This is a genomic window from Klebsiella indica (assembly GCF_005860775.1).
Lineage (GTDB): Bacteria > Pseudomonadota > Gammaproteobacteria > Enterobacterales > Enterobacteriaceae > Klebsiella > Klebsiella indica.
The window spans coordinates 138,438-160,057 of record NZ_VCHQ01000010.1; the positions used below are offsets into that span (position 1 = coordinate 138,438).

The 21,620-nt window shown below is 51.9% G+C and carries 16 protein-coding genes, 1 tRNA gene and 2 pseudogenes; 12 read left to right on the forward strand and 7 right to left on the reverse strand.

Annotation, left to right across the window (positions count from 1 at the left end):
* Positions 1–12: 12 nt before the first annotated feature.
* Entirely contained in the window at positions 13–672 is a 660-nt protein-coding gene (yccA, locus tag FE839_RS09110) for an FtsH protease modulator YccA (RefSeq protein WP_138360515.1), read from the reverse strand.
* Between the two features lie 267 nt (positions 673–939).
* Between yccA and FE839_RS09115 the strand changes: the two genes are divergently transcribed.
* A complete protein-coding gene (locus FE839_RS09115; protein WP_138360516.1) occupies positions 940–2,568 on the forward strand; it encodes an ABC transporter substrate-binding protein in 1,629 nt (542 codons plus the stop codon).
* 143 nt (positions 2,569–2,711) lie between these two features.
* Positions 2,712–2,799: transfer RNA gene (locus FE839_RS09120), tRNA-Ser, on the forward strand.
* A 269-nt stretch (positions 2,800–3,068) separates the two neighbouring features.
* On the opposite strand, the gene FE839_RS09125 is transcribed toward FE839_RS09120, so the two are convergent.
* The gene (locus FE839_RS09125; protein ID WP_138360517.1) at positions 3,069–4,217 is read right to left on the reverse strand and encodes a Gfo/Idh/MocA family protein; all 1,149 of its coding nucleotides are present in this window, start codon (positions 4,215–4,217) and stop codon (positions 3,069–3,071) included.
* A gap of 431 nt (positions 4,218–4,648) precedes the next feature.
* Here FE839_RS09125 and FE839_RS09130 point away from each other — a divergent pair, with 431 nt between their 5' ends.
* The gene (locus FE839_RS09130; RefSeq protein ID WP_138360518.1) at positions 4,649–5,518 is read left to right on the forward strand and encodes a glucosamine kinase nucleotide-binding domain-containing protein; all 870 of its coding nucleotides are present in this window, start codon (positions 4,649–4,651) and stop codon (positions 5,516–5,518) included.
* A 59-nt stretch (positions 5,519–5,577) separates the two neighbouring features.
* Positions 5,578–6,708, forward strand: coding sequence for an ROK family transcriptional regulator (locus FE839_RS09135; protein ID WP_138360533.1), 1,131 nt, complete (start codon positions 5,578–5,580; stop codon positions 6,706–6,708).
* Positions 6,709–6,955: 247 nt separating this feature from the next.
* Here FE839_RS09135 and FE839_RS09140 read toward each other — a convergent pair whose 3' ends face one another.
* Both FE839_RS09140 and FE839_RS09145 read right to left on the reverse strand, forming a co-directional pair.
* The gene (locus FE839_RS09140) at positions 6,956–8,047 is read right to left on the reverse strand and encodes an ABC transporter ATP-binding protein (protein ID WP_138360519.1); all 1,092 of its coding nucleotides are present in this window, start codon (positions 8,045–8,047) and stop codon (positions 6,956–6,958) included.
* A 16-nt stretch (positions 8,048–8,063) separates the two neighbouring features.
* Positions 8,064–8,669: a GNAT family N-acetyltransferase gene (locus FE839_RS09145; RefSeq protein WP_138360520.1), complete on the reverse strand. Its 606-nt coding sequence runs from the start codon at positions 8,667–8,669 to the stop codon at positions 8,064–8,066.
* 591 nt (positions 8,670–9,260) lie between these two features.
* Here FE839_RS09145 and FE839_RS09150 point away from each other — a divergent pair.
* The 5 genes from FE839_RS09150 to FE839_RS09170 all read left to right on the forward strand — a co-directional run bounded on the left by FE839_RS09150 (position 9,261) and on the right by FE839_RS09170 (position 14,493).
* Positions 9,261–10,559: an extracellular solute-binding protein gene (locus tag FE839_RS09150; RefSeq protein ID WP_241675622.1), complete on the forward strand. Its 1,299-nt coding sequence runs from the start codon at positions 9,261–9,263 to the stop codon at positions 10,557–10,559.
* 24 nt (positions 10,560–10,583) lie between these two features.
* A complete protein-coding gene (locus FE839_RS09155) occupies positions 10,584–11,456 on the forward strand; it encodes a carbohydrate ABC transporter permease (RefSeq protein ID WP_138360522.1) in 873 nt (290 codons plus the stop codon).
* Positions 11,456–12,274 (forward strand): carbohydrate ABC transporter permease, encoded by an 819-nt coding sequence (locus tag FE839_RS09160; protein WP_138360523.1) that lies wholly within the window; start codon positions 11,456–11,458, stop codon positions 12,272–12,274. The genes FE839_RS09155 and FE839_RS09160 overlap by 1 nt, the downstream gene beginning before the upstream one ends.
* 1 nt (position 12,275) lies before the next feature.
* The gene (locus tag FE839_RS09165) at positions 12,276–13,646 is read left to right on the forward strand and encodes a glycoside hydrolase family 28 protein (protein ID WP_138360524.1); all 1,371 of its coding nucleotides are present in this window, start codon (positions 12,276–12,278) and stop codon (positions 13,644–13,646) included.
* A gap of 127 nt (positions 13,647–13,773) precedes the next feature.
* Positions 13,774–14,493, forward strand: a complete 720-nt coding sequence (locus FE839_RS09170; RefSeq protein ID WP_138360525.1) for an alpha/beta fold hydrolase — start codon at positions 13,774–13,776, stop codon at positions 14,491–14,493.
* A gap of 98 nt (positions 14,494–14,591) precedes the next feature.
* Here FE839_RS09170 and FE839_RS09175 read toward each other — a convergent pair whose 3' ends face one another.
* Positions 14,592–15,455 (reverse strand): PaaX family transcriptional regulator C-terminal domain-containing protein, encoded by an 864-nt coding sequence (locus tag FE839_RS09175; RefSeq protein WP_138360526.1) that lies wholly within the window; start codon positions 15,453–15,455, stop codon positions 14,592–14,594.
* 56 nt (positions 15,456–15,511) lie between these two features.
* On the opposite strand from FE839_RS09175, the gene FE839_RS09180 reads away from it, so the two are divergent.
* From FE839_RS09180 to FE839_RS09190, 3 genes are all read left to right on the forward strand, one after another.
* Positions 15,512–17,347, forward strand: coding sequence for a CocE/NonD family hydrolase (locus tag FE839_RS09180; RefSeq protein WP_138360527.1), 1,836 nt, complete (start codon positions 15,512–15,514; stop codon positions 17,345–17,347).
* Positions 17,344–17,661, forward strand: a complete 318-nt coding sequence (locus tag FE839_RS09185; RefSeq protein ID WP_138360528.1) for an NIPSNAP family protein — start codon at positions 17,344–17,346, stop codon at positions 17,659–17,661. Before FE839_RS09180 ends, FE839_RS09185 begins: the two co-directional genes overlap by 4 nt.
* Positions 17,662–18,334: 673 nt before the next feature.
* Positions 18,335–19,501, forward strand: coding sequence for an iron-containing alcohol dehydrogenase (locus FE839_RS09190; protein ID WP_138360534.1), 1,167 nt, complete (start codon positions 18,335–18,337; stop codon positions 19,499–19,501).
* A gap of 405 nt (positions 19,502–19,906) precedes the next feature.
* Here the strand turns inward: FE839_RS09190 and FE839_RS24845 are convergent.
* Together FE839_RS24845 and FE839_RS09205 are read right to left on the reverse strand one after the other, a co-directional pair.
* Positions 19,907–20,271: pseudogene (locus FE839_RS24845) on the reverse strand (IS66 family transposase); the annotation flags it as partial.
* Positions 20,272–20,692: 421 nt separating this feature from the next.
* Positions 20,693–20,932, reverse strand: a pseudogene (locus FE839_RS09205) (transposase domain-containing protein); the annotation flags it as partial.
* Between the last annotated feature and the right edge of the window lie 688 nt (positions 20,933–21,620).

Sequence of the window (21,620 nt, forward strand, 5' to 3'; positions counted from 1 at the left end):
TCGGGAAGTACGTTAATCTCTGCTGGCGAAGCCAAGAATGCTCAGCAAGCTGACGAAGATGTTGTACAGCGAGACGTACAGGCTAACGGTCGCGCGGATGTAGTTAGTTTCACCGCCGTGGATGATGTTGCTGGTTTCAAACAGGATCGCGCCTGAAGAAATCAGGATAAATACCGCGCTGATTGCCAGGTGCAGAGCCGGGAGCTGCAGGAAAATGTTCGCCACCATCCCGATCAGCACTACCACTACGCCCGCCATCAGCATACCGCCGAGGAAGGACATATCTTTACGGGTGGTCAGCACGTAGGCTGAGCAGCAGAAGAACACCAGCGCGGTGCCACCCAGCGCCAGGCCGATCACATCGCCCATGCCTGCAGACAGGTAGGCATTCAGCATCGGCCCCAGGATATAGCCCAGAAAACCGGTAAAGGCGAACGCAGAAATGATACCCGTTGGTTTATCCGCCGTTTTATAGGTCAGGAACATCAGGCCGTACATACCGACCAGCGTCAGAATCAGACCCGGAGAGGGCAGCATCAGCACCGTGCTGGCTGTGGCAGTAATAGCGGAAAATGCCAGCGTCAGGCTAAGCAGGAAATAGGTGTTACGCAGAACTTTGTGCGTGCTGAGCAGCGATGAACGGTCACGCGACGATGTAATTATACGATCCATGAGTCACTCTCTTATGACAGATGTAATTAATAATGAAGCATAAAAAAAACATGGCTGCCGCCATAGTGCTTTTACCCATCTTTACTCAAAACCTGGCGATTGTATTCAGCATATTATTTCAGATTATATGGCGTAAGCAGCATGCTTATACATTCATCTTCTTAAATTCAGATCTAAATCTGATAACTTACTGAAAAATATTGCTTTATATCCATTGTATGATTAAGTCTGGATAGGGTACAAACGAAACATAATCAAGGCAAGGACATGAAATCACAAAAATATAATCACATCACACGCGTATTGCTGGCAGTCGGCCTGTTCTCAATGGCCACGCCGGCACTAACCGCTCAGGTGCCACCGGGAACGGTACTGGCAGAGAAGCAGGAGTTAGTCAGAAATAACGGTAGCGAGCCATCGTCGCTGGATCCGCAGAAAGTGGAAAGCGATGTTGAATTCAATATTGTCAGCGATCTCTTCGAAGGACTGGTCAGCGTTTCACCGACTGGGGAGATTCAGCCCCGGCTGGCGGAGAAGTGGGAGAATAAAGATAACACCGTCTGGACGTTCCATCTGCGCCCTGGGATAACCTGGTCAGATGGCACGGCGATTACGGCGCAGGATATTGTCTGGAGCTGGCAGCGTCTGGTATCGCCGCTTACGGCGTCTCCTTATGCAAGCTATCCCGGCAATATGCATATTGTTAACGCGGCAGATATCGCGCAGGGTAAAAAAGCGCCTGAGACACTGGGGGTAAAAGCAATTGACGACGCGACCCTTGAAGTGACGTTAAACCAGCCAAATGCGGCGTTTCTCTCGATGCTGGCGCACCCGTCTTTGGTTCCGCTCGATAAAGTGTTGATATCCCGTTACGGCGATAAGTGGACCAAACCGGAGCATATGGTGACCAGCGGGCCTTATAAGCTGTCTCAGTGGGTGGTGAATGAACGCATTGTCGCTGAGCGTAATCCGCGTTACTGGGACAATGCACATACCGTGATCAACAAGGTGACATATCTGCCGATAAGCTCTGAATCCGCTGACGTCAACCGCTATAAAGCCGGGGAGATCGACATAGTTTATACCGTGCCGATTAATCAGTTCGCTCAGTTAAAAAAAACCATGGGCGATCAACTGAATGTTTCACCGCAACTGGCGACCTATTATTACGAATTTAATACCACCAGGCCGCCGTTTAACGATCCGCGCGTACGGCAGGCGCTGAATATGGCCCTCGATAAAGACATTATCGCCGATAAGGTGCTGGGGCAGGGGCAGCGCCCGGCCTGGCTTATCAGTCAGCCTGATATCGGCGGCGTGAAACTGCACAATCCGGATTATGCCAGTTGGCCGCGCGATAAACGTATCGCCGAGGCGAAAAAACTGCTGAACGCGGCGGGATATAACGATACTCATCCGTTGGTGTTTAATCTGCTTTATAACACTTCGGAATCGCACCAGCGGATTGCCATAGCCGCCAGTTCGATGTGGAAAAAGAACCTTGGCGTTGAGGCAAAGCTGCAAAATCAGGAGTGGAAGACCATGCTGGACACGATGCATACGCATAATTTTGATGCCGTGCGCTACGCGTGGATTGCCGATTATGATGATGCTTCTACCTTCCTGAATAACTTCCGTACCGGTGATAGCGAGAACACCAGTCAGTACAGCAACCCTGCCTATGATGACGCGTTGCGTAATGCGGCGAAAGCGCCTGATACGGCGACGCGCGGCAAGTTTTATCAGCAGGCGGAGGATATATTGGGCAAAGATGTGCCAGCCATTCCAGTTTATCACTATGTGCGTACGCACCTGGTGAAGCCGTGGGTCGGGGGATTCACGCCTGACAGGCTGGGGTATTACTACACCAAAGATATGTACATCAAAAAACACTAATGCGGAGAGGACGGTTTGCGTCGAAATTTTGCGCGAACCGCATGAATTTCAGACGAATAGCGCATTTTTGTTTATTTTTAAGGCGGTTGAACAAAATCGTACTTTACAGGCTGAACAGAGGTGTTTATAGTGCGCCCCATACCGGAAGCGTGGCCGAGCGGTTGAAGGCACCGGTCTTGAAAACCGGCGACCCGAAAGGGTTCTAGAGTTCGAATCTCTACGCTTCCGCCAAATAAAACAAGGGGTTACCGAAAGGTAGCCCCTTGTTGCTTTTGTCGTTTAACCCATAAGTTGATATGGTCTACATTTGTTGTAAAGTAAAACCTCTACATATAGAGAGGATTAGCAAGAGAACACGAAAAGGGTTCATTTGCCGCTCCTTCAGCAAAATGTGGCAATCCAACTTATCACTGGTGGCTATTTGCAGCGGTTCTTTATATGTGGCGATAGATAATCACCACATCAGAAATGTTACTGGCTCCCTCAGATCGAACAAATAACTATCGTCCGAGTGCTTTATCGAACTCTGCCCAGCAGTTGCTCATATCGATAACGCTATGGGTTTTCCGGGCTTCATCGATTTTAATCGCGGTCAGACCGGCCTCCAGCGCATCAATGACGGAAACCTTCAGCGGAGTGCCCTGCTTCAGATGTTTGACGATCTCTTCCGCCATCAAAGCATCCGCGCCATAGTGGCCATCGTAGGCATTTCCGGCATAGGTTTTATCTTCAAGCCGGGCACGCGTACGCGCGTCGTGAACCCGGAAGTAGTTACGCACAAAATCCCCTTCTGCCTGGCCATCGGTGCCGATCACGCAAAAGCGGCGAAATTCGTCAGGTACGTTGAGATTGGCATGAAACGCCATCGTTCCGCCGTTGGCATATTCCACGATGGCCGTCTGATAATCGACAATATCCGCATCGCTGTCAAAGACGTGGTCGGTACTGGACCAGCCGCTGGGCTTCTCATGATAAACCGGCGATTGCGCCGTGATCTCTCCGTCAGGCGTGTGGGCCGGGGTGAATGACTTCTTGCCGCCGAAGCTGGCGACACGGCGTGGACGCTCGCCGACCAGCCCCTGATAGAGATCGATATCATGGCAACATTTTTCCAGAATATAAGGCCCGGCGTAACGCTCCAGGCGCCGCCAGTCGCGCATGAAAAACGCGCCATGATAAGGGGGGATATGTTCAGTCGCTTCAATAGACGTGATTTCTCCCAACTGGCCGCTGGATTTTGCGGCGACCAGATCCTGATAGAGCGGTGAATAGCGCAACACCAGGCCGACAATCACTTTATCTTCGCCGTAGCGCGCGATCAACCGTGCCAGCGCCATGCTCTGGGCTTCATCAATCACCACCGGTTTTTCGGTGAAGATGGTGTAACCCGCCTGCAGGCCGGCCTCAATATGTTGTAGATGCATAAAATTCGGCGAACCGATCATCAGCAAATCAAAGCCGCCGCTTGCCAGCATCTGTTCCAGTGAAGAAAAGGCTTTGCCCGGCTTAATACCAAATGTGCTTAGGTTCGGCAAACCTGCCGGCGCAGGATCGACATACCCCACAATAGTGAAATCCGGATCGGCTTTCTTAAACTCTTTCACGACGTGGGACATACGGAACCCTAACCCAACAATGCCTACTTTCATGTTCAACCCTGCCTGCTTAAGAAATATGCCCGATGAAAAAGCGAGTGGGTTAACGATATCCCACGGCGCATTGTTCAATTTAACACCATCAACTTATTACGCCAAAAAAACTAAAGTCAATATTAAAAGTTGGTAAAAAAATTAATAACTTTTAATTTATTGATTTTATTAGTTTTAAGTTTTAAATCTTTTCCATATTTATTTGCTATTGCGATTTAAGTTTTTTTACCCTATCTTTTCGCTCAGAATTAGAGCGGGATTTGACGGTAACACCCCAATCATTCGAGTTGCAGGGCAACTGCCCCCGGGGCGTGATTGAACAGCGCTTGCGCCAGCCCCGGGGTAAGGCCGCAGGCCGGCTCATACAGCTAACGCACCTGCAATTTGAAGTATGACGACGGGTATGATGACCCACGACCGGGAGGACAGCCTTGCGTTCTGAGTACTTCATCAGCGTTGACGGCGGCGGCACGCAATGCCGTACGCAATTAATCAATAAACAGGGCCAGACCCTGGCAAGTCTGACCGGCGGTTCCGCGAACATCTGGAGTGATTTTACCGGCGCGATGACGCAGGCGACGCAACTGATCGCCGAGACTCTGCGGCTGGCGGGGCTAGGGAAAGAGCACTATTCCGCCACCACGGCGATCCTCGGACTCGCCGGCGCGAATGTGCTTTCTGCGCGGCAGCGGGCGCAATTATGGCCCCACGATTTTGGCGGCTGGCACGTTTTCTCCGACGTGGAAACCGCCTGTCTGGGGGGCCATTCCGGCCAGCCTGGCGCGGTGTTGATCATCGGTACCGGGAGCCAGGGGGCGGTCTGGGATGGCTCAGGGTTTCACTGCGTCGGGGGATGGGGGCTGCTGCTGTCTGACCACGGTTCCGGCTCGCTGCTGGGCCACCAGGCGTTGCGTCTGGCGCTGCAGGCGCATGAAGGGCTACAACCCATGACGCCGCTTACCCACGCACTGATGGCGCAGTTTGACCATTCTCCGCAATCATTGCTGAGCTGGTCGGCGAGTGCGTCGCCGGCGCAGTGGGGGCAGTTCTCGCCGCTAATCTTCGCCCACGCTGCTGAAAACGACTCCAATGGTGTCGCACTGGTCAAAGCGCGTGCCGATGAGACGACACTGTTGATTAACCATCTGACTCATCAGGGGGATTATCCTGTGGCATTGATGGGCGGCCTGGCGGAACCGTTATTACCCTGGCTTGCGCCAGAGGTGCAGCGGCAGATTGTCCCGCCGGCGCAAAATGCGCTGGCGGGAGCGTTGCAATGGGCCCTGGCCCGTAATTATTAGTCATTCTGTCCGGTGGAGCATGGGGCTGCGTCGGTCTTTTTTTGGTTAAAACTGTCATGATAAATGCGCCTTCCATAACCACCCGCATCCTCCGGCTGATTGTTGAATTATCGCCAGTGAGCCAGTCAGACCTGAAAGTTCGCAGCGGATTAAGTATGTCTACGGTATCCCAGGCAACTAACAGGCTGTTAACGAAAGGGATTATTCAGGAACTTGGGTTGCGTCGCGAATCGATGGGGCGGCCGAAAACGCTGCTCGGGCTGAATCCCGATTATGCCAATGTGATTGGCGTGCAACTGAATGCGGAACGCAACCTGATCGTAATGACCGATCTGGCGGGCAACCTGGTGGGCGAGCAGCAAATGCCGGCCGGAGAATTGACGCCACAGCAGCTGGTGCAGTCGCTGGCCAAATTCCTGAAAACGCCGGGCGACCGTCATGTCGGGGCGATTGGCCTCGCGCTGTCCGGCCTGGTGGATCCGCAAAGCGGCTACTGCATTCGTTCTACCGTGCTGAACTGGGATAATGTACCTGTCGTACAGCAGTTAGCCGCGCGTTTTCAAATTCCCGTGTTTATCGAAAATGACGCTAACGCGCTGGCGCTGGCGACACAGGTTTTCGGTCAACTGGGGCAGGCGAAATCGGCGGTCGTGGCCACCTATGGTAAAGGCATCGGTGCAGGTATTATCCTCGATCGGCAGCTGTATAGAGGGCGCCACGGTACTGCCGGAGAGATTGGCAACGTATTGCTGAGCGACGGTTCCGGAGAGACCCTGGAAAGCGTGGCCTCGTCGAAAGCTATCTTACGCGCGCTGAAAGGCCAGACCGCTGCGAAGACGCTGCTGGCACTGGATGAGCGTCCATCGCCAGAAACGCTCGCGGTGCTGAAAAATGCCGCGCAGCATCTTGGCGTTTCCCTCGCTAATCTGGCCGCCGCCTTTGATCCCGATGTCGTTTATCTGGCGATGGAGCCGCATATGGCGTCGCGTATACTGCTGGATGAAGTTACACAGGTTTTTCAGACCTACCGACTTAAACTCTCCCCCCAACTGACGCCGCTGCAGTTTTTAACCGATTCCAGCCGTATGTGGGCGCAGGGCGCAGCGGGGCTGGCCGTCGATCGTCTGATTGATTTGCTGTCAATGGAAGAGGAAAATGATAACGAACAGAACAGCCGAAAACGGGGCTGATTAATTGATATAAAATAGATGCGCCCGTTACGGGCGCATGAGGCTGATGACAAACCTGATTTAGATTTAGATATTGTGCTCGCATTTCTGCCGGGTGGCGGCTATCGCCTTACCTGGCATGTAAAACCAATAATATCATCATGTTATGGATTTATCGTAGGCCCGCGCAAGCGAAGCGCCGCCGGGCAATTCCGGAAAAACGCACTTTGTCAGCAATCTGATGCGCCCGTTACGGGCGCATTTTGCGTTAGCGAATACGGATGCCCTGCTGATCAAAAATACGGACCTGAGCTGGCGGGATCCCTAGCTCCACCGTCTGGCTGGTTTCGATATTTTCGCCATGGCGCTGTTCGACGACCAACATCTCCTCGCGGCCAATATCCAGATAAATATAGTTAGTGTGGCCCAGTTTCTCGATAAAAGAGACCCGTGCGTGAAAACGGTTCTGTGGCTCCAGTAGATGGCCTGGCAGAACGTGTTCAGGGCGAATACCTACCCATAGCGTACTTCCTTCCGCTGGCTGAGAGCCAAGTGGGCAGACTAATGCCGCCATATTCAGTGCCGGAATTTCCAGTTGCACTTCGCCTTCGCGGGCCGCTCTCACCGTCGCCGGTAGAAAGTTCATTTTAGGCGAGCCGATAAAGCCGGCGACAAACATGTTATCCGGATCGTGATAAATCGCCAGCGGCGAGCCGGTCTGTTCAATACGCCCCTGACGTAACACCACAATTTTATCCGCCAGCGTCATCGCTTCCAACTGATCGTGGGTGACATAAATCATTGTGCTGCCGAGTGTTTCATGTAAACGGGCAATCTCAATGCGCATCTTAAGACGCAGCTCGGCATCAAGGTTGGAAAGCGGTTCGTCGAACAGAAATATATTAGGCTGACGGATGATAGCGCGCCCGATAGCCACACGTTGACGCTGGCCACCGGAAAGCGCGCGCGGCAGACGGGAGAGATATTCCTTCAGGTGTAATTTTTGTGCGATGTCATCCACTTTTTGGTTGATTTCCTCCCTGGGCCGCCTGGCCATCATCAGCGGGTAGGCCAGGTTATCGCGCACGCTCATATTGGGATACAGAGCGTATGACTGGAAGACCATCGCGATACCGCGTTCAGATGCCGGCTGTCTGGTCATGTCGGCACCGGCGATGAGCAATTGCCCCTCACTAATCTCTTCCAGACCGGCAATCATGCGTAAAAGGGTTGATTTACCGCACCCTGAAGGCCCAACGAAGACCACAAATTCACCGCTATTGATGGTCAGATCAAGACCGTGGATCACGGTCAACTGATCCCAGCGTTTTTTTACATTACTCAGAACCAGATTGGTCATTTCGCTTCCCCCTCAACTACAGCAACTGCCCCATATAGATGGCATTGCGGCGGAAAATATGCCGGAAGCCCATTTTTTCGTAAAACGCGCACACCGTCTCATTTTGCAAACTCACGCCGAGGTGAACGCCGCTAACTCCTCGCGCGCGCAGCGCGGCGAGCTGATGCGCAATCAGCCGCCGTCCCCATCCGCCAGACTGGGCGACGGGCAGCAGGTTTATATGCAGATGCGCGGGCCAGGATTGCGAAAGTTCCTCGCTTGCGCGGGCAGGATGACGAATCTGTCCGAGGACTTTCATATCCAGATCCGCCAGAGGTTCCCGCTGAGCATATTTTTTTTGCAGCACCGGCCACCATTCGCTGGCCAGCTTGTTTTCGAACGCCTCCGTATCCGGTGCTGCCACGACATATCCCACCACCGCGCCGTCCAGTTCGAGGACAAACGCAAAATCAGGCTCGTATAAGGCGTAGGGCACAACATACAGCAGGCCGGGATAGTCTGGGTCGCTGTATAAACCGGTGGCATTTTTACCCGCATTGGCCGTTTCCAGGCAAATAAGGCTCAGGGCTTCGCGATCTTCGGGTCGCACCGGGCGAATAACGCCACGCAGATCTGGCTTCATGGATGCTCGCTCATTGTTGAACAGATTTACGCCAACTTAATTAAAGCGCACTTTTTTTTCAAGAAATAATAATTAGGCATTTGACGTTAAATGACCGTAGAACATTTTTTCCGTTTCACCAGCGAGAAGTCGCACTTATGACGCGAATTGTGATCGGGGTAAAATCTGTCTGAATTTATTGCTTTTCCCACTGCCGCTGCCGTTTGCAGGAACATTATCCGAGAGTGAGTATACGATTTTCATATGCCATCTATTTGAGATTAATGAATATTATTTTGTGTAGCATGAAAAACCACTATTCAATCAACTATGATTATCAGGAATGGTAAGACGTAATTTTAACCAGTTTATTATTCTGATTATCAGCGGATAAGTTACGGCTTCACCAGATTATGACCGCGATCTAACCGTGGAAAATGGAGTTTGACTTTGTTTTTTATATAAAGTAAGTGTATTCGTGATGTTGAATTGTGCATCGCCAGTTGCCGAGTGCGGGAAGTACTCAAGGCAGATTCGCAGGGAGGTTTGTCCTGTTTGTGTCCATGAGAGTCCAGTCCTATGTGTGATTCATATAAGGTTTGCCGTTCCCGTATGACAGGTATTACCGCGCTCGCGACGCTGGTTTTCGCTGCGCTCTCGTCCCCGGCTATCGCCGCGACGGTGACGCTCTCTGCGTGGGATATTTATAACTATCCTGAACAGAGCGCGGTCATTGATAATGCGATTAAAACGTTCACCGCTGCCCATCCCGGTATTCAGATCGATCGTTCCGTACATGCGTTTGAAGATACCCGCATCCCGCTAAAACTGGCGCTCTCCTCCGGCGACGGGCCGCAGGTGGCGCAAGTCAATCAGGGCGGTGGCGATATGGGCGCGCTGGTGAAAGAGCACCTGCTGGCTCCGCTTGATGAGTATGCGACCAAGTACCAGTGGACCACGCGTTTTCCTGATTCCATTCTCAAACGTAACCGCTGGTCGGAGAAACAGGACTTTGGCAGCGGCCATCTTTACGGCGTCGCGAGTCTGGGGGAGATGGTGGGGCTGTATTACAACAAAGCCTTGCTGGATAAAGCTGGGATCCCGGTGCCGAAGACCATGGCTGAATTTAATCAGGCGCTGGAAAAACTGAAGCAGGCCGGCACGCCTGGGCTGATGCTGGGATTACTCGATGGTAACGCCGGGCAGCAGATGCTCAGCACCTTATGGGAGGTGCAGATCGATAGCAGTAAACGTCAGGCTCTGGATAAGCTTATCTATGATGTCGGTGGTAGCTTTAAAGATCCGGCGCTGGCTAAGGCGGCGGGAATGATGCAGGAGTGGAACCATAAGGGGTATTTCTTCCAGGGGTTCCAGGGGATTGGTCATGACGATGCGGCGACGCTGTTCCAGAGTGGCCAGGCCGCCTTCTTTATCAGCGGGACCTGGTATATGGGGCAATTTAAGGCCAATAAAGATATCCATTTTGCCGCGCTGCCGACGGTGCCGGGGGTCAATAAACCGCTGATGGTCGGCGGGACCGACCTGCCATTCTCCATCACCAGTACGGCAAAAACCGCGGAGCAAAAAGCGGCTGCTGCACAATACATTGATTATATTGTTTCCGATAGCGTCGCCAATGAGTGGCTGAAAGCCGGTTTTCTGCCAGCAACCTCCTCAGCCAGCGCTACGCTGCCGAAGGACAATCCGCTGCTTGCCGATGTCTACCAGACGTGGGTGACCGTCAACAAAAACGATGCGCTAGGGCATTATCTGGACTGGGCGACTCCGACGATGTTAACCACCCTGAACCAGAACGTACAGTTGCTGATGGCTGACAAAATCACGCCAAAACAGCTGACTGAAAATGCCGATCAGGACTACCAAAAATATCTGGCTTCATTAAAACACTAATTACGGTGAGGTGAAAACTGCGCCATGCTCAATCGCTCACGTTTGAGTAATACGGTCTATATTCTGCCGGCATTACTGGTTTATACCATTTTTCTGCTTTTCCCACTGCTCGCCTCGCTGGCGATTGCTTTTACCGAATGGGATGGCAGTACCCGACCGCTGTTTATCGGGTTGAGTAATTTCGTGCAGATTTTCAAAGACGGTCAATTCTGGACGGCGGTTGGCAACAACGTCATCTTCATGTTGTTCTACACGTTGTTGCCCGTGAGCCTGGGCCTGGCACTGTGCAGTTTTCTGAGCCAGTTACGCAACAATAAAGAGCTTACCGTACTCCGCGTACTCTTTTTCCTTCCCTATATCATGCCGATGGCAGTGCTTGGGGTGGTGTGGCGCTGGTTGTATAACCCCGCGATGGGGCCAATTAACCAGTTTTTGCGTGCTGTCGGTTTACCCCATCTGGCTCTCGCCTGGCTGGGGGATTTCGACTGGGCTCTGCCGGCCACCGGGATGGTGGCGGTCTGGTACTTCTTTGGCTTTTGTCTGATCTTATTCATGGCAGGCATTCAACGTATGGATCCCTCGATTCATGAAGCGGCGGAGCTGGACGGCTCATCGCACTGGCAGAAATTCCGCCGCATTACCTTGCCTGCGCTGTTGCCTGAGATTCGTATCGCGCTGATTATTACGATTATCGCCAGCCTGAAAGCGTTCGATCTAGTTTATGTCATGACCCAGGGTGGTCCAGGAACCTCCACACTGGTGACAAATATGTATATGTATCAACAAGGGTTCGATTTACGCCATTTTGGCTATGCGTCGGCGGTGGCTATCGTCAGCCTGATCATTGTGCTCGGTATTAACGGCATATTGCATATCGTTATGCGGGAGAAAAAATAATGCCTCAGCGATCGCCCATTTTCTCGCGTGCCTTTCTCTGGCTGCTGGCGTTACTGACTATCGCCCCTTTCCTGATGGCGCTGCTGACCTCTTTTAAAACCCAGATGGAGCTGTTTCAGGGGGTCTTTAGCCTTCCTCAGTCGTTTAGTTTTAAAAATTATGTATCCGCCTGGGAAGATGGTCACTTCCGCATTTATTTTGTTAACTCGGTGCTGGTGGTGTTCCCGGTTGTGATAATGAGTATCCTGCTCGGCGTGCTTTCGGGCTTTGGCTTTGCATTTCTACGCATCCCCGGGAAAACGCTCTTTGCCTTACTCATGGCGCTGGGAATGATCCTGCCCTCCGAGTCGTTCATTATCCCGCTGTATCATGAATTGCGCTGGATGGGGCTGACCAATACCTACCTTGCGTTAATTTTACCGCAGGTCGCGCTGTCGATCCCGTTTACCACCCTGATGGTGGCGACGGCGCTGCAGCAGGTGCCGAAGGAGCTGATTGAAGCGGCGATTATGGATAACACCCCGCGTAAGCGTATTTTGTGGAAAATTTTGCTGCCGGCTATCTGGCCGACCCTGTCAACGCTGGCGCTGCTGCTGTTTATCTGGACGTGGAACGAATTTCTTATTCCACTGATTCTGGTCAATCAGGAAGAGCTGCGGACGCTGCCGATTGGTATGATGTTCTTTCAAAATAAAAACACCATTAACATTCCTGTGCTGATGGCGGGCGCGATGATCGTTATTTTACCGCTGGTGGTCATTTTCCTGATTTTTCAGCGTAAATTTATCAGCGGCGTTACTGAAGGGGCGGTGAAATAATATGCATATTACGCTCAGCGAGCGGCCTGATGTTCCCGATGACGCGCCGGTCACGGCATGGATTCAGCAGGCGATAGATCATATTGCCGCAGCAGGAGGCGGGATGCTGACCCTTCCCGCAGGCCGCTATGTGACGGGGGCGCTGGTTCTGCCCTCGCATTTTCATCTGTACCTGCAGCGCGGGGCTGAACTGATCGCCAGCCCGGATTATGCCGATTATCAGGCCGGGGAAACGCTGACGGTAGCGGAGCAGTCGCAACGGGGGCTGATTTATGCTTACGATCAGTGCAATATCACGCTTAGCGGCGCCGGTTCGATCAACGGTAACGCTGATTTCTGGTTCTCTCCGGTGCGCGACGAGCAGGGGTACCGGATGCCGGCCAGGGAGCGCCCGAGGATGATCGTGCTGGAGTCCTGCCAGCATGTTTGTTTGCGCGGGATACGCCTGTTTAACGCCCCGATGTGGACTGTGCATCTGGTCAGCTGCCAGCATGTGGTAGTCAGCCAGTTGACGATTGACAATGATATGACCATGGCTAACACCGATGCGCTGGATATTGACAGCTGTCAGTTTGTGCACATTAGCGATTCGCTGTTTAGCGCCGCTGATGATGGCATTTGCCTGAAAACCACCAACAAACCTGGCAACCTGCGCGGCCCGACCCGCCATGTCACCATAACGAACTGCACGCTGCGCTCTTACAGCTCGGCGTTTAAAATTGGTACTGAGACCGTTGACGATATTGAAGATATCACCCTGCGCGATTGCACGATTATCGACAGCAACCGGGCGATTGGCATTATCAGCCGCGATGGTGGGCGGTTCCGGCGCCTGCATTTTCACAATATCTCTTTTGTCTGCCGCTACGTTAACGCCTGTCACTGGGGACGCGCCGACCCTGTTTTTATCTCCAGTCGACGTCGCGACCCCGTTGTGGCGCCGGGCGCGATAAGCCAGGTGAGTTTCAGCGCGTTGCGCGGACATGCCCAGGGGGCGATTAACCTGCATGCAGAAACGGCAGGGGAAATCGACGATATTCATTTCAGCGAGATCCAACTGCAGCAGCGATTTAGTGAAAACGCGCAACAGGGCAGTTACGATATCCGGCCTCCCTGTAACCCGGCACAACCGACGGGTAGCGGTCTGGATAACGCCTTTTTACTCAATCCGCTAACGGGTGAGCCTTACGGCGTCGAACGCTACCCTGGCGGTATGCCGGCGCTGTTTGCCAGCGGCGTGACCGGGCTGCGGCTGGACAACTGCCTGTTTGAGCGTCCGACACCGATTCCTGAAGGCTGGAATCATGAGGCTGTAGTGGTGGAACGGATAAGCGCCGTCGAAGACTTGTCGCGCAACGGTAACGGGAGTTAACGCCCTTAAAAGGCGAGGGTCACGGCTTCGCAGTTCCGCTAGCTTGTATGCCTTGGGTTCCTGGCATTGCATGGGGCTACCTGGTCTGTCAGAACAAAGAAACTATTAATTCAAAGATGCTACTCTTATGATTTTAATCCAGTCTTTTCAGGTGCCTTTTAATGGTGAAACTATCTATGCTGAAAGTACATTTGGCCGCAATGGACATATCTTGATGCTTCATGGCGGCGGTAAAGATCGAAAGGTTTTCTACAAGTACCGCGTTCTTATGGATGAGTTAGGCGTTGGAACGACTGTGTTTGATTTTTTAGGTCATGGTGAGACTGGTGGTGACATGCATGAGTCCTCTCTTTTTAGTCGTACGATGCAAGCAAAGGCGGTGATTGCTTATCAGGGGCTGGCGCTGACAGGCTGTATGGGCGTAAGTATGGGGGCGTATAATGCACTTCAACTGAGTAAAGAGGTTCGACTACAATCTCTAATCCTCATGGTGCCCGGTGTCTATTCAATGCCTGCTTATAAGGTTAATTTTGGTCCTGATTTTTCTGCAATCATACGCCAGTTCCGAAATTGGGAAGAGACGGATGCCTGGGATATAGCCGCTGAATTCACGGGGAATTTACTTGTTATTGCCGCCGAAAATGACACAATAATTCCATCTGAAATACCGAAAAGACTAGTTTCTTCAGCCTCCCGCACCTCACAGAAAAAACTTCTGACTATTCCTGATGCTGGCCATAATAATATATGGCAGAATTTAATGTTCTCACCAGACTTATATGAAAAGGTATGCTCTGCTTTTGATGAATGCCTGGTAAATCAAATTGACAGGCTCCCAGTTGATTAATGAGTTTTAACGCTGCATTAAAGCTGACAGAATGACAATGATCGCGTCATGGTGAATATCAACCGCTATTTTTTCTGTAACGATAGTTCCTTTATTGATTAACCGTCATGCTGGCCAGGCGTGCTTATCACCGACTCAACCCTGCATTCGGAGGCAAGTGCTGCAAACTGCCGGTCCGCCACTGGGCGAAGCAGGGAATAACATTGCCAGAATATTATTCTGGAACGGTCTGAGTCCCGGTCCGGCCCTGTAGGGTACGCAGGCAGACCTGGATCGTTTCGCAGCAGTAGCGTCCAGTCATTGACCAGTTCAATCAGCCGAAATAGTGCCGTATCGCTTTGCTGCGGTGCCTTATCCCAGCGTGTCTGGAAATCCAGATGTGCTGCCCGGATACTTTCAATGTCCCATGTCTGCCGGACCAGCGCGAAAAAGCGGCCGGCATCCGGCGCTTTGCCATGAAAGAACTGAATATCGTCCAGTATTTCCACAGGAAGTATATCGGTCAGCAAACGAACGGCGTCAATCCGTCCCGGCGCCAGCCATAAACGAGGATCAATCTTACTAAACCCGGCCCAGTCAAGTCGTGTGTGAAACTGATAGCGGGACGTCTCCTTGTAGGATGCGTCCATGAAGAACAAAAAGGTCCAGATGTCTTCGCCACAACCGAAGGGAGTGGTCGAGAAGATCCGATCCCGTCCCTGGGTCAACTGCATTCTGCACATGTCGGTTAGGGAATAATGGGCAGTGCGGCCATGTTTAACACGGTTTAACAGCCCGCGTTCGACCATGCGGGTCAGCGTCATGCGCACGGTGATTTCCGGTAGCTTGGCTGGAGACAGTGCGTCAAGAAAAAAGCGGGTCGGAAGAAAAATCGGCGCCGGTTGTTCGAGCAAATAAAGTCCCAGCAGGCCGAGGATGAGACTTTGAGTCGATCCCGAAATAGAGGTGGTTATGGTTGTCATCGATCCCCTTAAACTTTACATTTTTTTCTTAAAGTCTATTATCAGTATAATATTAAATGGCCCTTGATGAAAACCAGACACTTCAGGATGGTTCTATGAGCACAATATTGCCCGATCATCGTTTTGGTCTTGATGTTATCTACCGCCCGGCAAATCCGCCGGAAACGCCCGATTCTCATGCTGAACCGTTGCATCGGGATTCGCGAATCCTGTCGCAAGGGTATGTTCATCAACCGGATGCTATGCCGTTGCCATGCGCCATTCGTCAGGATCGGGATGCGGTGGTCAAACTGACAAGCGGCGCTGATATTTATGTCGACATCTATCGACCTGTTGATAGCAGACCGGTTCCCGCTATTCTGGTGTGGTCTCCGTATGGTAAGACAGGAGGCTGGTGGACGGTTAATCTGCCCCCAGCCAAATTTGGCGTACCTGCGAACGCGGTGTCAGGATTGCAGTGTTTTGAAGCGCCCGATCCCGCTTTCTGGGTAAACCGTGGATATGCGGTCGTTATTGCTGATGCGCCAGGCTCCATGCAATCGGGCGGTGATATGTTGTGGTGGGGCGCAGCCGGTGCGGCCGACTCTCAAGATATGGTTGAATGGATTGCCGTACAGGACTGGTGCACGGGCAAAGTTGGTATGTCGGGTAATTCGCAACTGGCGATTATGCAATGGTTTACGGCCGCTGTCCGGCCACCACATCTGACTGCGATTGCCCCGTGGGAAGGATTGATTGACATGTACAGGGATAATCTCGCGCAAGGCGGCATTCCTGATCCGCTGTTTCAGCGTGATGAAATCTACCCCCGGCTTTACGGACTCAATCGTATGGAAGACCCCTCGGCGATGATCGAACGCTATCCGCTGATGAATGATTACTGGGCAGACAAACGCGTGCAGCTTAGCGCTATCGATATACCCGCCTATGTTGTCGCGAGCTACACTAATCCCCTGCATGCGCGCGGTACGCTGGAGGCCTTCAACGGCATTGCCTCTCAGGAAAAATGGTTACGTATTCATAACAGTATGGAATGGCCCGATCTCTACGACCCACGCAATGTTGAGGATCTGGCACATTTTTTCGATCATTTCCTTAAAGGCGAAGAGAACGGCTGGGAAGAAACGCCGAAAGTGCGGATGTCGGTTCTCGATCCGGGCGGTACAGATGAAATCGGGCGGATCGAAACCGCCTGGCCACCGGAAAGGGCAGTCGCGCAAACTTTCTTCCTCGATGCTGCGCAAAGAACATTTACCACTACACCTGCGGCAGAATCGGCAAGTGCCGACTACCTCAGCAGCAATATTCAGCAGTCGCTGGTTTTTGAATTTTCGGTCGATGAGGAGATGGAGTTACTGGGATCTTCCCGACTCCGTCTCTGGGTTGAGTCGGACGGGGCTGATGATATGGATCTCTTTGTTCAGCTTTACAAAACCAGCGCTGATGGACATAAGCGCTATCATATCTGCGTCCCTGGCGAAGAAGCGCAGACCGGCATTCGACATCTGGAACGGGATGGGCGTTTGCCAGCCATGCTGAGCTATGCCGGGCCAGAGGGGCGTCTGCGTGTTTCCCATCGCGCACTCGATGAGACGATTTCCGGGCCATTACAACCCCATCACCGCCATGATCGTGAGGAACGCCTTGTTCCCGGTGACATTGTGCCTGTGGATATCGCGATTTGGCCGACGGCACTGAAGATCCATTGTGGAGAAACGTTACGGCTGGAGATCGCCGGACTGCCGCTTGGTGGTTACGCGCTGCCCGGTATGCCTGGGGGTTTTAACATTCCGACCCGTAATACAGGGCGGCATATTATCCATACAGGTGGGCAATATCCGAGTTGCCTTGTGATGGCACTTGTTCCTGCCAATAGAGGAGCCGATGCATGAGCACATTCGAAATACGTACTTATACCTTGAAGTCTGCTGCCGCAGCGATGGCTTATCAGACGATCTGGCTCAAACATATAGAAAGTCTTCACCACTTTGGCGTTACCACTCATGGCGTCTTCTCTGCGCCCGACGATCCGCGACGGGTTATTGCCCTGGTGAGCTATGAGGAAGGGGCGTCAGCGGGTGACGTTACCGAGCGCTATATGGCAAGTGAACTCTTTCAGGCCGACATGGCCGGTTTTGACTTTTCAGATTTCGTTTCTGTAGAGGCAACGGCATTGCTTCCCGCACCGTTTTCACCCCTGAAATAGCGTTTTCCATCGCTCAATACGGCGGTATGGCGCTCTTCTCTGCTGGAAAAGGGCGTGTCAGACATCCCGCCGCGTTATTCTGCTGCAGCTACAGGTCTGGAATAAATTCTACCTGTATATTGCGTCAGTTATTCGTAACTATGACCAACATTCGGAAAAGAAATTAACCGGGAATTATCATGATGATTAATAATTTTGAAATGAAATATTCATTGAACGGTATTATTACACGTTGCTTGCGATCCAGTAAACGTCAACAATAGCTGGTGCGTGGTTAACGTGTTACTGCCTGTAACAAGCTGTTTTTTTGGTTCTTTTTGCCACTGTTGATCTGATTTGTAAAAAAATAGGATGTATAGCAAAAAAAATGTGATGTAAAACGCAAATATTTTTCTATATGTTCGATAATATTTAACACGAATTCAGCAATCCTGTGGCTGTTCCATACTCATAATATTTAACACCTGCCGCTTATCGCCTCTCGTAGCATAAGAGACGTCTTGCGATTACATAAAAAGTATCGGAAAGCGTACAGAATTATCCATTCCACATCATCCAAATTGCGGGTGTCTGCAAGCGCGCAAGTCAGCAGAGGCATAACTGGTGCTTGCTTACTGCTGGCAAGAGGATGATCTGGCGCAGCAGGTCGTTACTTAAATCAGGTGAGGGGAAAATGCCTACATATTATTTTTTACCCACGAGAAACGTTTTCGGTGAAGGCAGCGTAAAAGAAGCTGGCCAATTGGCAGCGACGTTAAATGTTAAAAAGATATTGATTGTGACCGATAAATTCCTCGCGCAAAACGGTATGGCGGAAAGGGTTGCGGGGATCTACCATGACGCTGGTATAGAGACCCATATTTTTGGTGAGGCAGAACCCAACCCCACGGACAGAAACGTTGAGGCCGGTATCATTTCTTATCGGGAGAACGGCTGTAATGCCATTGTTTCACTTGGTGGCGGATCTTCTCACGACTGTGCCAAAGGTATCGGTCTGGTGGCCGCTAACGGCGGCAATATCAAAGACTATGAAGGTGTTGATAAATCCAGCAATGATATGATCCCGCTAATGGCGATCAATACCACCGCCGGGACGGCTTCTGAAATTACGCGTTTTTGTATTATCACCGACACTGAGCGCAAAGTGAAAATGGCCATTGTTGACTGGCGCGTGACACCGCAGATTTCCATTAACGACCCGGAACTGATGGTAGGAATGCCGCCTTCGCTGACCGCCGCAACCGGTATGGATGCGCTGACGCATGCTATTGAAGCTTATGTGTCGACTATGGCTAATCCGCTTACCGATGCGGCGGCATTAAAAGCCATCAGGATGATCACGCAATATCTCCCTAAAGCGGTGGCCAACGGCGAGTATATGAAAGCAAGGGACAACATGGCCTACGCGCAATATCTGGCCGGCATTGCGTTTAATAATGCCTCTCTGGGGTATGTTCACGCGATGGCGCACCAGCTCGGTGGTTTCTATAATCTTCCTCATGGCGTTTGTAATGCCATATTGCTTCCCTATGTACAGTCGTTCAATTTAATGAGTAATCTCAATCGGTTCAGGGATATTGCCGAAGCAATGGGGGAACATGTCAACGGCATTTCCACGGATGAGGCCGCGGTTAAAGCTATTGTGGCTATCCAACGATTAAGCAAACAAGTGGGTATTCCGCGTGATTTGAAGAGCCTTGGTGTGCGGCCGGAAGATTTCGCCATCATGGCCGATAACGCTAAAAAGGATGTTTGCCAGTTGACTAATCCCCGTAAAGCTTCCAAAGAGGAAGTCATTGAATTGTATCGGCGGGCATATGAAGGTGAACCCGCTCTGTAACGCTTGCCATGAGGTGCGATACGACACCAGGCGAGGTGTTTGTCCACATCTCGCTGCAGGGATTGTCCGGCGAGGCGGAACTTCTTTCCTGAGCGGCGGCGATTAAAACACCGTCATTTCACTGTTTTTGACAAGAATAAAGGCGCCGGATATGTTGCTGGCGCCTTGTGTTGGTCATTCAGTGTGCGCTTTTCCCGTTTCAGCCACTCAGACTTATTGGAATACACTCGCTGCTGTTATCCGTCTGAATCCGTGCCGGCACGCGGTTATCCAGCACCTGAGAGCTTCCATTATGCTGACCACATCCTTGCCTTTCAGCGATTTTCCGTTATGTGAGAGGCTGGATTTGACCCTATATATCCAGATGTCTTTTCTCTCTTACGGTTTCGTTTTCTGCTGACGTTAAGCAAGGCGCTGCTCCATAAGCATTTCTCTTACATTCGCCTCAATGGTGTACAGTCCGCCGCTCCATTCCCGTACTTCTTCTGTCAGGGGGGACTGGCCGCGAATGTGCGCATCATGTATCTCACGGCGGGCATGTGCCCGGCAGGCCGCCTCTGTTATCTGGCCACTGCGGCATAGCTCATTAACCCCGGCATATGCATCCACCTGTAGCCCAGAGGTGAAACCGGTAGATGGGGCTGCCGGGGATACCTCTTCTGTCTGGTGGGAGAGTCGGGGAACCACATTGCCGCTGGCAGTGCTGGCCCGGCGTCACGAACATACGTCCATAGCCGCCTGGCCCTCATTTTCTTATTGCCGGCAGTTAGACCCGTATCTTCTCTCGTCCTGAAACGAGGAAAATTTACTGATGTTTTGAGCGTACCGCGTAAGAAAGAAGAACTGGCAAATCAGTATTGTTATGTTATAACATAACAATAAAAATGAAGGGTCATGTTTTCGTACTGGAAAAGCATATGCAGGTGCAGTGTTTAAACTTGAAGATATCCTGGCATCAATCTACGGGGATTCTCATGGATTGATCGCTGCAATTTCACAGCAATATGACAGACATTAGAGAAGTGTGAATGCTTGCCTGGATGGATCAACAGACCCTTGATGAAACCTTATTGACTGCAGAGAGTGGCGCACCAGTCAGCAGAGTTGTTTTGATAACGCCATTAAAGAAGAAGAACTCATCGTGCGCAACGATTCAGGTTAGTAAGCGTAAAGTGAGTGCCGTATTGACGGCTATTTATTGGTGAGATCTACGTTCCATGGCAGAAGTTCTGCCACTTTGTTCGATGGCCACTCTGGCAGCACGCTCAGGATATATCTGAGGTAGGCTTCCGGATCGATGCCATTCAGTCTGCACGTTCCGATCAGACCATACAGCAGGGCCCCACGCTCGCCACCATGATCGCTGCCGAAGAAGATATAGTTTTTCTTGCCAAGACAGACCGCTCGTAGCGCGCGCTCAGCTGCGTTATTATGTGTGCCTTGCAAGGCACGATCTTTCCGTCGGTGAAAGTCCGACCCGGCTAACTCTCGCTCCGGCCGGAAGTACAGGGGGCGGTCCAGGAGGTAACAAATGGGCTGAAGCTCTCCCTGAAACGGCTTCTTAAGGAAGTCAACGGGTTATGCGGGCCGTAACGTGAGTGAACACTGAGCAGGCCTCGAAATGCCGTCGTGGGTGCCGACACGCCATAATAACGGGGAAGGCCGACGATGACCGAGAAGAGAGTGAGAAAAGCACCGGTCATACCCACCGGGGTAGTGGTGACAGCACGCATAACGATTGATCGATCGTGCAACAAGGAAGTCCATAACGATGTTCGTCCGGCAGACGGGCAACGACGCCTCGTGAGGGGCTGAGTCGGTCGTTATGGATGGCGGATGGGGGCGTAGTAGTTATGATACTGAGTAATGTCAGAGGAGCGAAGGCCCCCTGTTGCAGTACCAGTGTACCAAGCAGGAAGAGCCCGGGGATTGGCATCAGCCTAACAACTCCGCTCGAATCGGTTCAGAACCTGCAGAAGACACTACAGGCGAAAGCAAAGAGTAACGCAACGGCTAAATTCCACAGTCTGTGGGATAAGGTTTGCCGCCCGGATGTTCTCGTGGAGGCTTACAGGCGATGCCGTCTAAACCGGGGAGCCCCCGGCGCGGACGGTGCGTC